This is a genomic window from Streptomyces sp. JJ36 (genome assembly GCF_021696945.1).
Classification (GTDB): Bacteria; Actinomycetota; Actinomycetes; order Streptomycetales; family Streptomycetaceae; genus Streptomyces.
Genome location: NZ_JACYHE010000117.1, coordinates 1 through 10,881 on the forward strand (window position 1 = coordinate 1; position 10,881 = coordinate 10,881).

A 10,881-nucleotide genomic window follows, 5' to 3' on the forward strand; every position below is an offset into this window, starting at 1 on the left:
GACACCGCCCTCCAGTCCAACTACCCGCCCAGCCCGACAGGTTGGAAAACGCTCACTGCGGCGGATGAGCTTCAGACCGCCGTAGCCATAGGTCAGGCCGTTGACTGGGTTGACCGCCCGCCACACCCGCATGGACACGCCCTCTTCCAGCGGCTCGACAGCGGCGGAATCGACCTCGGCCCCGATAGCGAAGTCGCCATCGGCGAGGAAGAACTGTTCGCGGTCAACGACCTCGGCGCACAGCCGATAGGCCCGGCGCATCCCGTGCACGCCATGCAGCCGCTTCACCGACCCACCGAGCGTCCGCTGGAGCCGGGAATGCAGGGAGTTGCATCGGCTCGTCGTGCGACAGGAGGACGGCGTCGAAGAGTGTCACGACAGGGCCTCCAAGTAGCGCTCAGCGACTCGGGCCGGTGTGAAGTCAGTGGTGGAACACCTCACGATGATCACCGGTGGCCGTAGCCGTCTCCGCGCCAGGTTCCGCCGACTCGATCACACTCCATGTTGTGGATCGGGTTCTCTTGCGGATCCTGCTGGTCGCCGAGATCCGCTGGAGATCTCCTGAGCGCGGCGCCGGCAACGTGTGATCATGTCGATATGGCATTTGGTCGGATCATTTTCCTCAATGGCACCTCCAGCTCGGGGAAGTCGAGCATCGCCAGGGAGCTTCTGGGCATCCTGGACGATGGTGTCTTCTTCCACATGGCGGTCGACGGCTTCAACGCGATGCGCAGTAAGCGGGAGCTCGGCGGGGAGGAACTCAATGCCGCGCTGCGGCGGACCAGGATGGGCTTCCACCGCTCGATCGCGGCCATGGCCGAAGCGGGCAACGACATCGTGGTCGACCATGTGCTGAGCGAGCCGTGGCGGCTGCTCGACTGCCTGACACTGCTGCGGCCTGAGGACGTGCTGTTCGTCGGTGTCCACTGCCCGTTGGACGAACTGGTGCGCCGCGAGCTGGCCCGGGGCGACCGCCCGCCGGGCCTCGCGGCGCACCAGTACGACCTGGTCCACGGCCACGGTGACTACGACCTGGAGTGCGACACCAGCGCGGCAAGCCCACGTGAGTGCGCGCGGCGGATCAAGGAGTTTCTCCCGCACCGCCCCAGCCCCACCGCCTTCACCCGCCTCCGCCGACGCCACCTGACTGACGGCCGGGGACCGCTGACGGCGTGAGGCATGCCTACTCGGCCTGGTTCGCTCGTGGCCGGCACCTGAGCCCCGGGGCTGATCCTTACGGGAAGAGCCTGGGAATGAAGATCCACATCTACGGCTGGAGTAGTAGACGAGTAAGTCCCGATGTCTGGGGTCGGTGGTCAGGCATGAAAGGAGGGTGTTCAAGATCACGTTGTGACGCAAGACCTGAACACCCTCTTGACCGCACTGTACGTGAAGATCGACGACGAGATCGGAGGAACCCGGTGGATTGGCAGGCCGCCCCGGCTGAGCGACTCCGAACTCGTCTGTCTGGCCGTTGCCCAGGCCGTGCTGGGCTTCCACTCCGAGGCCCGCTGACTGCGCTTCGCCCGGAGCCACCTGTCGGGCATGTTCCCCTACCTCCCCCAGCAGTCCGGCTACAACAAGCGGCTGCGTACCGCTTTACCCCTGGTCAAACGTGTCATCCGGGAACTGGCCGCCGATACGGCCTTCTGGTTCGACAACGTGTGGATCACCGACTCCACCCCGGTCGAGTGCGGCCGGTCCAGGCCGACCGTCAAGCGCTCGGACCTGGCTGGCTGGACGGCCTACGGCTACTGCCGCTCCCGCAGCCGCTTCTACTGGGGCCTGAGGCTGTTCCTGGTGTGCACCCCGGCCGGGATGCCCATCACCTGGGCCCTGGCCAGCCCGAAGATCGACGAGCGCGAAGTCCTCACGGCGGTCCTGGACCGCGAACCGCACCTGGCCACCGACCGGCCGGGCCTGTTGCTGATCGCGGACAAAGGCTTCGCCTCCCGCGAGTTCGAGGCCGACCTCGCCGCTCGGGGCGTCTGAACCGCCCCGTGGTCGGTGGAGGCTCGATTCCCTGAGAGGATTGAGTCATGGCACGTCCCTCCCCTTATCCCGCTGAGCTTCGCCGTCGTGCAGTGCGGATGGTCGCCGAGGTGCGGCCCGACTACGACACTGAGTGGGCCGCGATGAAGGCGGTCGCCTCCAAGCTCGGAATCGGCGCCGCCGAGACCGTGCGCACGTGGGTGCGCCGGGACCAGATCGACTCTGGTCAGCGGCCGGGGACGACCACGGAGGAGTCCGAGCAGATCAAACGGCTGAAGAAGGAGAACGCCGAGCTGAAGAGGGCGAACGAGATCCTCAAGGCGGCGTCGACTTTCTTCGCGGCCGAGCTCGACCGGCCACACCTGCGCTCGTAGCGTTCGTCGACGAGTACCGGGACCGCTTCGGCGGTGTCGAGCCGATCTGCCGCGTGCTGTCCCTGCACGACTGCAGCATCGCCCCCTCCACCTACTACGCCTACAAAGAACGCCTGGCCCGTCCGTCCGCAAGGACGGTCCGCGACGCGGAGACGAAGACGCTGATCACCCAGGTCTTCGAGGACAACTACCGCGTCTATGGAGCGAGGAAGGTGTGGCGTGAGCTGAACCGGCGCGGCCACCAGGTCGCCCGCTGCACGGTGGAACGGCTGATGCGCGAGCTGGGCATCGCCGGGGCCGTCCGCGGCAAGAAGGTGGTCACCACCGTCCCGGAGCCGTCGGCGGCGCGGGCGCCGGACCTGATCGACCGCGATTTCGTCGCCCCTGCACCGAACCGGTACTGGGTCGCGGACTTCACCCACGTCGCCGCCTGGGCCGGCGTCGTCTATGTCGCCTTCGTCGTGGACACCTTCTCCCGCCGTATCGTCGGCTGGTCCGCCGCGATGACAAAGCAGACCAGGCTCGTCCTGGACGCGGTCGAGATGGGCATCTGGCAACGCGACCGAGACGGACACCGTCACAGACCCGGCGAGCTCGTGCACCACAGCGATGCCGGCAGTGAGCTTGTTCCGGTTTGACGGACACGGTTGGTGTGGTGGTGGTCAGGCCGCGAGTGCGGCTTCGTATTCTGCCGGGCTGCGGTAGCCGAGGCTGCTGTGGAGTCTGCGCAGGTTGTACCAGCGTTCGATGAAGTCGAAGATCGCGCTGTGGGCGCGGGCCCGGGTGGGCCAAGGGCGGCTGCCGAGCAGTTCGCGTTTGAGGGTGGCGAAGAAGGACTCGGCAAGTGCGTTGTCCCAGCACTGTCCGGTCCGGCCGACGGAGAGCTGGACGCCGAACTGCCTGCTCAGAGTGGTGTAGGCGGCGCTGGTGTATTGGGCGAGTTCAACTGATCGTTGCACACGGCGGCCGCACCTTCGAGGGCGTAGCGGTCCGCGTCGCCCAGCGCATCCTGGCGATGGCCGCCGCGATCTGGCACAACCACCACACCGAAGCAGCCACCACCAGATCACTGATCGCATACGACCACTGATCACATCGGACTCACTCGTCTAGGTGTGTTCGTTGAGGTGGTTCAGATCCTCCTGCGCCGCGTTTCGGTGACGCCCTGCTCACGGTTGCGGGCTATGCGGCCGACGTCGTCACGCAACTCTTGAGGGGAGGGACTGGCACCGGCTACATCCTTCCAGGCTGCCCTACGGGAGAGCCAGATCAGATGTCACCCGATCACGGAGCAGCCCCCCGTGCCTCGGGAGCCGACAGGCCTGCGGGGATCGCGTGAGGAGGCACCTCACCTGGCAGCGAGAGCTAAGCTCGCTGCAACCCGGCGCCGCACCCTGGCACGGGGCACGTGTCCTGTCGGATCGAAACGGAAAAGAACTCTGTGACTGCTCCAGAACTGCCCGTGAGTGAGGCCTGCGGACCAGAAGACGCCGCTCGGTTCATGTTGTCCGAGCAGCTGGGCTGGCTGCATCGGGACCAGGATCGGTACGAGGAACGACGGTCGCAAGCCGCAAAGCGACATCGGGCAGCGGCCAGCGAGTATTTCGATCGAGGGGAGGCGGCACGGGCCGCCGAGGAGTTGCGTCTGGCGCACGATCCCCTTCCCGCCCAACGGGTCGAGTTGGAATGCAAGGAACAGGAGCTCGTCCGCATTCACGACCTGCCTGCTGTCCTTGTACGTCCCAGTCTGCCGGGCAGTAGGGATGTATTCCATCGCGATGACGGGTGCGGACTTATCGGAGGGAAGCTACGTCGGCCGGGCGAAGCCAGCTGGATGTTACTCCACGATGCGAAGGCGTCCGGTTACAGATCGTGCGAGAGATGCAGACCCACTGCATGACGATCGGCTGAGTGGAGTGCGGAGGCCAGCCCCCGCCGGGGCGACTCCCAGCCGCAAAGGAGGCCGCCGGCCGTGCCCCTCGTGAGGGACACGGCCGGCGGCCACGGACCGGCGGGGGACGAAGCGGTCGCCCGCTCCACTCCGTGGCGGCTCTCAGATGTCGAAGTACAGCTCGAACTCGTGCGGGTGCGGGCGGAGCTGCATCGGGGCGATCTCGTTGGTGCGCTTGTAGTCGATCCAGGTCTCGATCAGGTCCGCGGTGAAGACGCCGCCCGCCTGGAGGTACTCGTTGTCCGCCTCGAGGGCGTCCAGGACCGCCGGGAGGGAGGTCGGGACCTGCGGGACGCCCGCGTGCTCCTCGGGGGCGAGCTCGTAGAGGTCCTTGTCGATCGGCTCGGCGGGCTCGATCTTGTTCTTGACGCCGTCCAGACCGGCCAGCAGCAGGGCCGAGAAGGCCAGGTACGGGTTGGAGGACGGGTCCGGGGCGCGGAACTCGACGCGCTTTGCCTTCGGGTTCGCACCCGTGATCGGGATACGCATCGCGGCGGACCGGTTGCGCTGCGAGTAGACCAGGTTCACCGGCGCCTCGAAGCCCGGCACCAGGCGGTGGTAGGAGTTCACCGTCGGGTTGGTGAAGGCCAGCAGCGACGGGGCGTGCTTGAGGATGCCGCCGATGTAGTAGCGGGCGGTGTCGGAGAGGCCCGCGTAGCCCTGCTCGTCGTAGAAGAGCGGCTCGCCGCCGGACCACAGGGACTGGTGGACGTGCATGCCGGAGCCGTTGTCGCCGAAGATCGGCTTGGGCATGAAGGTCGCGGTCTTGCCGTTCCGCCACGCCGTGTTCTTCACGATGTACTTGAAGAGCATCAGGTCGTCGGCGGCGGCCAGCAGCGTGTTGAACTTGTAGTTGATCTCGGCCTGGCCCGCGGTGCCGACCTCGTGGTGCTGGCGCTCGACCTGCAGGCCGGCCCTGTTCAGCTCCAGGCTGATCTCGGCGCGCAGGTCGGCGAAGTGGTCGACCGGCGGGGCCGGGAAGTAGCCGCCCTTGTAGCGGACCTTGTAGCCGCGGTTGCCGCCGTCCTCGACGGCGCCGGTGTTCCAGGCGCCGGCCTCGGAGTCGATGTGGTAGTAGCCGGCGTTCGCCTTGGTCTCGAAGCGCACGTCGTCGAAGACGTAGAACTCGGCCTCCGGGCCGAAGAAGGCGGTGTCGGCGATACCGGAGGAGGCGAGGTAGGCCTCGGCCTTCTTCGCGACGTTCCGCGGGTCACGGCTGTACTGCTCGCCGGTGACCGGGTCGTGGATGAAGAAGTTGATGTTGAGCGTCCTGTCCCGGCGGAACGGGTCCACACGGGCGGTGGACAGGTCCGGTACCAGGGCCATGTCCGACTCGTGAATGGCCTGGAAGCCCCGGATCGACGAGCCGTCGAACATGAGGTTCTCGTCCGGGCTGAAGGCCTCCGCCGGGACCGTGAAGTGCTGCATGATGCCCGGCAGGTCGCAGAACCGGACGTCGACGAACTTCACGTCCTGGTCCGCGATGTACTTCTGAGCCTCGTCGGCGTTCTGGAACATCCAACTCCTCCTAGTCCCGCCGCGAGGGGACGGGCTTTGCTGCCTCGGGGCGCACGGCTGTGCCTGAGCGCTGGTGCCCGACCATAGGCAGAGGGCATTTCTCGGGCATGACCCTATTGTTTCGCGGATGTTAACCGGGCGACAGCCGGGAATCCGCTGGTGACCGGCGCACAAGGTCGTTTTCCCCCGCGATACCGTTGACGGGTGGACAACAGGGAAGCGATCGGATCCTGGCTCTCCGGCCCCCGGGCCACGGCCGAGGGCATGGGCGCGGACTTCGGTTACCGAGGGGAACGTCTCGGTCTCCCGGCGGAGGGCACCGGCTCCGTCGCCTCACTCGGGCGGCGGTTCGGGGCGATCTTCGTCGACTGGGCGCTGGCCGTGGTCATCGCCTACGGCTGGCTCGCCGGCGGGGAGCTGGGCGCCACGAACAACTGGGCGCTCGCGGTGTTCCTGGTCATGAGCCTGCTGACGGTGGGCACGGTCGGCTCCACGCCCGGCAAGCGGCTGCTCGGCCTGCGGGTGGTCTCGGTGCACGGGCTCGGCCGGCTGCCCGCCTGGCGGGTGCTGGTCCGGACGGCGCTGCTCGGCCTCGCCGTGCCGGCGCTGATCTGGGACCGGGACGGACGCGGCCTGCACGACCAGCTCTCCGGCGCTGTCCAGGTCCGCATCTGACGTCCGGGGGCCTCCTGCCGGGCCGGCCGGTCCCGGCGGACGGTGTCCGGCCGGTGTGTCCGGGGCACGGGCACGGTCGGCGCCCGCCGAGCGGGCGCCGCAGGCACCGTGTGGCCGGGCGCCGGGCTCGTGGCGGGGCGCCGTGCCCGCGGCGACGTATACGAAGAGGCGGGTGAGGCCGGAGCGCTCGGCTCCGCCTCACCCGCCTCCGCGCCTCGCGCGCCCTGCCGGGGGCGCGTGCGCGCGTCTCACCGGGGCGACCCGCTCACCGGGGCGGCCGCCCACCGTACGGACAAGGGCGCCGTACGGGCGGAGCCCTGCCCCGCGCCGCCTCGCCCCCGGAGGGGCCTCAGCGCCGGCCGCCGCCCTGGCCGCGGGGGAGGCGCATCCCCTTGGGCATCGGCCCCTTCGGGAGCGGCATGTTGCTCATCAGGTCACCCATCGCCCGCAGCCGGTCGTTCACCTGGGTGATCTGGCTGCCGTTGAGCACCCGGGGCAGCTTCAGCATGGTGGTCCGCAGCTTCTTCAGCGGGACCTGGCCCTCGTCGTTGCCCACGACCAGGTCGTGCACCGGCACGTCCGCCACCACGCGGGCCATCTTCTTCTTCTCCGAGGCCAGCAGAGAGCGCACCCGGTTCGGGTTGCCCTCGGCCACCAGGACGATGCCGGGCTTGCCCACCGCCCGGTGCACCACGTCCTGGTTGCGGTTCATCGCGACCGCCGGGGTGACGTTCCACCCGCGGCCGACGTTCTCCAGCACCGCGGCCGCGGCGCCGGGCTGGCCCTCCATCTGTCCGAAGGCCGCCCGCTCCGCACGCCGCCCGAAGACGATCGCGGTGGTCAGGAAGGCGAGCAGGACGCCGAGAATGCCCAGGTAGACCGGGTGGCCCAGGAGAAAGCCGAGGGCCAGCAGGATGCCGAACGTGCCGAGACCCACCCCGGCCAGGAGCCAGCCGATCGTCCGGTCCACGCGCCGGGTCATCTTGTAGGTCAGGGCGATCTGCTTCAGCCGCCCCGGGTTCTCGGATGTCTCCTGCCTCGCCATACGACGAAGTCTACGTGGCCGTCCTGCCCGGGGTCCTCCCGGCCTCCAGCACCTGCTGGGCCCGCGCACGGGCCTGCGCCCGGCGGCGGTCCTCCTGGACCGCCGACCAGGCGTTGCGCCGTGCCGTGCGCTGCCCGGTGCTCAGCAGGATCTCTTCGAGAGTGCGCAGCGCGGTCCGCATGACAGTGACCTCCGGCAGGGGTGTGTGTACGAGGCGTGAGGACAGCGTCACACACAGGTGTTACCAGTGCATGTCGGACACGTCAAAGCCGTGCGGCGGTTCCGGGGCGGTCTTCGGCCACGGCGCCGGGGCGGGCCGCCCGCGGCGCCGGCGTCGTGGCGTCCGGACGGCTTCCCCGCAGGCCGGCGGCCCGCGGACGGCGCCGGCGGTGCGCGGCCGGGCGCCGCCCCCTCTCCGCCCTCTCCGGTGCAGCCCGCCGGGAGCGGCGCCCGGACGGAGGACGACCCGCACGGAGCAGCGCGGGGGCGGGGCCGGGGGAGCGGGGCCGCAGAGCGCAGGCAGAGCCCGGGCGGGCCGGGGCGTACGGCCCGCAGACGGCCCCCGGAAACGGGCGGTGTGCCCGCCCGGCCGTGGAACCGGGCGGTGCGGCGGGCCGGGCCGGCCTCAGGCCGCCTGCGCCGCCCGGGCCTCCATGGCCTGCCGGTAGAGCCGCCCGGCGCGGTACGAGGAGCGCACCAGCGGCCCGGACATCACGCCTGCGAAGCCGATCTCCTCGGCCTCCTGCTGGAGCTCCACGAACTCCTGCGGCTTGACCCAGCGCTCCACCGGGTGGTGCCGGGCCGAGGGCCGCAGGTACTGGGTGATGGTGATCAGCTCGCAGCCCGCGCCGTGCAGGTCGCGCAGGGCCTCGCTGACCTCCTCCCGGGTCTCTCCCATGCCCAGGATGAGGTTGGACTTGGTGACCAGCCCGTCCTCGCGGGCGCGGGTGAGCACCTCGAGGGAGCGCTCGTAGCGGAAGGCCGGGCGGATGCGCTTGAAGATCCGCGGCACCGTCTCGACGTTGTGCGCCAGCACCTCGGGGCGGGACGAGAAGACCTCCGCGAGCTGCTCGGGCACCGCGTTGAAGTCCGGGATCAGCAGCTCGACGCCGGTGTCCGGCATCGCGGCGTGGATCTGGCGGACCGTCTCCGCGTAGAGCCAGGCGCCGCCGTCCTCCAGGTCGTCGCGCGCCACGCCGGTGATGGTGGCGTAACGCAGCTCCATCTGCTCCACGGACTCGGCGACGCGGCGCGGCTCGTCGCGGTCCAGCTCGGCGGGCTTGCCGGTGTCGATCTGGCAGAAGTCGCAGCGCCGGGTGCACTGCTCGCCGCCGATGAGGAAGGTGGCCTCGCGGTCCTCCCAGCACTCGAAGATGTTCGGGCAGCCGGCCTCCTGGCAGACGGTGTGCAGCCCCTCGTCCTTCACGAGTTTCTGCAGCGCGTTGTACTCGGGGCCCATCTTCGCCCGGGTCTTGATCCACTCGGGTTTGCGCTCGATGGGGGTCTGGCTGTTCCGGACCTCCAGGCGGAGCAGCTTGCGACCGTCGGGTGCGACAGCGGACACGTCCGGCTCCCTACTGACTTTCGAATCGTCGGTGCGTACCAGGGTACGCCCCGCTGTGTGTTCCCCTGCGGCCCCCGCCGCCTGCCGGTCGCAGGCCGCCGGGCGTGCGCGAGGGCCGTCCGGGTGACCGCGCGGTCACCCGGCGCGCGGCAGCGGCTCCGCCGCCTCCAGCACCGCGCGCAGGTGCTTCTCCACGACGGGCAGCACCTCCGCCACGCCCACCGTCCGGCCCAGCTCGTTCGAGAGCGAGGTGACCCCGGCGTCCCGGATGCCGCAGGGCACGATCCGGTCGAACCAGGTGTTGTCCGGATCGCAGTTCAGCGCGAAACCGTGCATGGTGACGCCCTTGGCCACCCGGACGCCGATGGCCGCGATCTTGCGGTCCTCGCGGCGCTGCCCGGCGTTGGACGGGGCGTACTCCGGGCCGCTCATCCGCGGGTCGAACTCCTCGTCGTGCAGGCGGGGGTCGAAGTCCAGCGCCAGCCCGCCGGTCTCCGCCGGCAGCGGGTCGCCGAGCACCCACACCCCGCTGCGACCCTCCACCCGGGTGGTCTCCAGGCCGAACTCCGCGCACGTCCGGATCAGCGCCTCCTCCAGGCGCCGGACGTGCGCGACCACGTCCACCGGGCGCGGCAGCTTCAGGATGGGGTAGCCGACGAGCTGGCCGGGGCCGTGCCAGGTGATCTTGCCGCCGCGGTCGACGTCCACCACCGGGGTGCCGTCCAGCGGGCGCTCGCTGTCCTCGGTGCGCCGCCCCGCGGTGTAGACGGGCGGGTGTTCCAGCAGCAGGCAGGTGTCCGGCACCTCGTCCGCGAAGCGCGCCGCGTGCACCCGGCGCTGTTCCTGCCACGCCGCCGTGTACTCCACGGCCTCGGCGCCGAAGCCCAGGTGCGCGAAGCGCAGCTCGCCGTTCCCCTCGTCCTGCCGGGGACTCCCCATGGCAGCTCCTCCCGAACGTCCACGTGCCGCGCCGCTCCGCCGCGGCCGCCGGCCGGCACGGCCGGCGCGCACGCTGCCCACTGTACGGCCGTCCGGGCAGGTCCCGGCAGGCGGCCGCCTCCTCACACGTACGGATGATTACGCGACGGTCAGCAGCAACGACGACCGGCGGCACATTACATTCGCGCCGATCCGACCGGGCGCCCCGGCGTCTGCCACAAGCCGTGAGGCAGGAGACCGTAAAGCCGATGACGACGGAACGACCTGGGGGCTCCTCCCAGCAGCGCACTCCCAACCGCCAGCTCGCCGCACTCATTGCCGAGGCCGGATTCTCCAACGCCGGTCTCGCCCGCCGGGTGGACCAGCTCGGCCTGGAACACGGTCTCGATCTGCGCTACGACAAGACGTCCGTGACACGCTGGCTGCGCGGGCAGCAGCCACGCGGGACCACGCCCGCGCTGATCGCCGAGGTGTTCACCCGGCGCCTGGGCCGCCGGCTCTCCGCCCAGGACCTCGGCCTGGACGCCTGCGCACCCGTCTACGCCGGGCTGGAGTTCGCCGCCACCCCGGCGGAGGCCGTGGACATCGTGAGCGGGCTGTGGCGGAAGGACTCCGGCAGCCACGCGGAGCTGCGCAAGATCGCCTTCACCCCGGCCGGGCTGGTCGTCCCGAGCCGCGACTGGCTGATCGGGCGCCCCGACGAGCGGGTGGCCCGGGGGCCGGAGGCCGGTGCGGACGGCGCCGGTCCGGACGGGGCACGGGGCGCAGGCGGCGCCCGGGTGCCCGCCCAGGCCCGGGGCGGGCCCGGGGCCGCTTGGTCCCC

11 protein-coding genes and 3 pseudogenes are annotated in these 10,881 nt (G+C 70.2%); 7 read left to right on the plus strand and 7 right to left on the minus strand.

Features of this window, described 5'->3' with window-relative positions:
- Nucleotides 1-288 (minus strand): annotated as a pseudogene (locus HOY81_RS25950) (hypothetical protein); the annotation flags it as partial.
- Nucleotides 289-597: 309 nt separating this feature from the next.
- On the opposite strand from HOY81_RS25950, the gene HOY81_RS25955 reads away from it, so the two are divergent.
- From HOY81_RS25955 to HOY81_RS25975, 5 genes and pseudogenes are all read left to right on the plus strand, one after another.
- Nucleotides 598-1,176: a chloramphenicol phosphotransferase CPT family protein gene (locus HOY81_RS25955; protein ID WP_237323147.1), complete on the plus strand. Its 579-nt coding sequence runs from the start codon at nt 598-600 to the stop codon at nt 1,174-1,176.
- A 198-nt stretch (nt 1,177-1,374) separates the two neighbouring features.
- Entirely contained in the window at nt 1,375-1,515 is a 141-nt protein-coding gene (locus tag HOY81_RS25960) for a hypothetical protein (protein ID WP_237323148.1), read from the plus strand.
- A 30-nt stretch (nt 1,516-1,545) separates the two neighbouring features.
- The gene (locus HOY81_RS25965) at nt 1,546-1,992 is read left to right on the plus strand and encodes a transposase (RefSeq protein WP_237323149.1); all 447 of its coding nucleotides are present in this window, start codon (nt 1,546-1,548) and stop codon (nt 1,990-1,992) included.
- A 47-nt stretch (nt 1,993-2,039) separates the two neighbouring features.
- On the plus strand, nt 2,040-2,366 hold the full coding sequence (locus tag HOY81_RS25970; protein ID WP_237323150.1) for a transposase: 327 nt from the start codon (nt 2,040-2,042) through the stop codon (nt 2,364-2,366).
- A gap of 41 nt (nt 2,367-2,407) precedes the next feature.
- A pseudogene (locus HOY81_RS25975) lies at nt 2,408-3,004 on the plus strand (IS3 family transposase); the annotation flags it as partial.
- A gap of 24 nt (nt 3,005-3,028) precedes the next feature.
- On the opposite strand, the gene HOY81_RS25980 reads toward HOY81_RS25975, so the two are convergent.
- Nucleotides 3,029-3,325 (minus strand): integrase core domain-containing protein, encoded by a 297-nt coding sequence (locus tag HOY81_RS25980; protein ID WP_237323151.1) that lies wholly within the window; start codon nt 3,323-3,325, stop codon nt 3,029-3,031.
- A 1,094-nt stretch (nt 3,326-4,419) separates the two neighbouring features.
- Nucleotides 4,420-5,835, minus strand: coding sequence for a type I glutamate--ammonia ligase (gene glnA / locus HOY81_RS25985; protein ID WP_237323152.1), 1,416 nt, complete (start codon nt 5,833-5,835; stop codon nt 4,420-4,422).
- A 204-nt stretch (nt 5,836-6,039) separates the two neighbouring features.
- On the opposite strand from glnA, the gene HOY81_RS25990 reads away from it, so the two are divergent.
- On the plus strand, nt 6,040-6,510 hold the full coding sequence (locus HOY81_RS25990) for an RDD family protein (RefSeq protein WP_237323153.1): 471 nt from the start codon (nt 6,040-6,042) through the stop codon (nt 6,508-6,510).
- A gap of 349 nt (nt 6,511-6,859) precedes the next feature.
- Here the strand turns inward: HOY81_RS25990 and HOY81_RS25995 are convergent, their stop codons facing one another.
- The 4 genes from HOY81_RS25995 to lipB all read right to left on the minus strand — a co-directional run bounded on the left by HOY81_RS25995 (nt 6,860) and on the right by lipB (nt 10,058).
- The gene (locus HOY81_RS25995; protein ID WP_237323154.1) at nt 6,860-7,555 is read right to left on the minus strand and encodes a DUF4191 domain-containing protein; all 696 of its coding nucleotides are present in this window, start codon (nt 7,553-7,555) and stop codon (nt 6,860-6,862) included.
- A gap of 10 nt (nt 7,556-7,565) precedes the next feature.
- Nucleotides 7,566-7,736: a hypothetical protein gene (locus tag HOY81_RS26000; RefSeq protein WP_237323155.1), complete on the minus strand. Its 171-nt coding sequence runs from the start codon at nt 7,734-7,736 to the stop codon at nt 7,566-7,568.
- 444 nt (nt 7,737-8,180) lie between these two features.
- Nucleotides 8,181-9,119: a lipoyl synthase gene (lipA, locus tag HOY81_RS26005; protein ID WP_237323156.1), complete on the minus strand. Its 939-nt coding sequence runs from the start codon at nt 9,117-9,119 to the stop codon at nt 8,181-8,183.
- A 135-nt stretch (nt 9,120-9,254) separates the two neighbouring features.
- The gene (gene lipB / locus HOY81_RS26010; RefSeq protein ID WP_237323157.1) at nt 9,255-10,058 is read right to left on the minus strand and encodes a lipoyl(octanoyl) transferase LipB; all 804 of its coding nucleotides are present in this window, start codon (nt 10,056-10,058) and stop codon (nt 9,255-9,257) included.
- Between the two features lie 248 nt (nt 10,059-10,306).
- Here lipB and HOY81_RS26015 point away from each other — a divergent pair.
- Nucleotides 10,307-10,881 (plus strand): annotated as a pseudogene (locus tag HOY81_RS26015) (regulator); the annotation flags it as partial.

Excerpts from the sequence above, each read along its gene's own strand:
- HOY81_RS25955 (WP_237323147.1), top strand. The coding sequence starts at position 598 with ATGGCATTTGGTCGGATCATTTTCCTCAATGGCACCTCCAGCTCGGGG.
- HOY81_RS25965 (WP_237323149.1), top strand. The coding sequence starts at position 1,546 with ATGTTCCCCTACCTCCCCCAGCAGTCCGGCTACAACAAGCGGCTGCGT.
- HOY81_RS25970 (WP_237323150.1), top strand. The coding sequence starts at position 2,040 with ATGGCACGTCCCTCCCCTTATCCCGCTGAGCTTCGCCGTCGTGCAGTG.
- glnA (WP_237323152.1), bottom strand. The coding sequence starts at position 5,835 with ATGTTCCAGAACGCCGACGAGGCTCAGAAGTACATCGCGGACCAGGAC.
- HOY81_RS25995 (WP_237323154.1), bottom strand. The coding sequence starts at position 7,555 with ATGGCGAGGCAGGAGACATCCGAGAACCCGGGGCGGCTGAAGCAGATC.
- HOY81_RS26000 (WP_237323155.1), bottom strand. The coding sequence starts at position 7,736 with ATGCGGACCGCGCTGCGCACTCTCGAAGAGATCCTGCTGAGCACCGGG.
- lipB (WP_237323157.1), bottom strand. The coding sequence starts at position 10,058 with ATGGGGAGTCCCCGGCAGGACGAGGGGAACGGCGAGCTGCGCTTCGCG.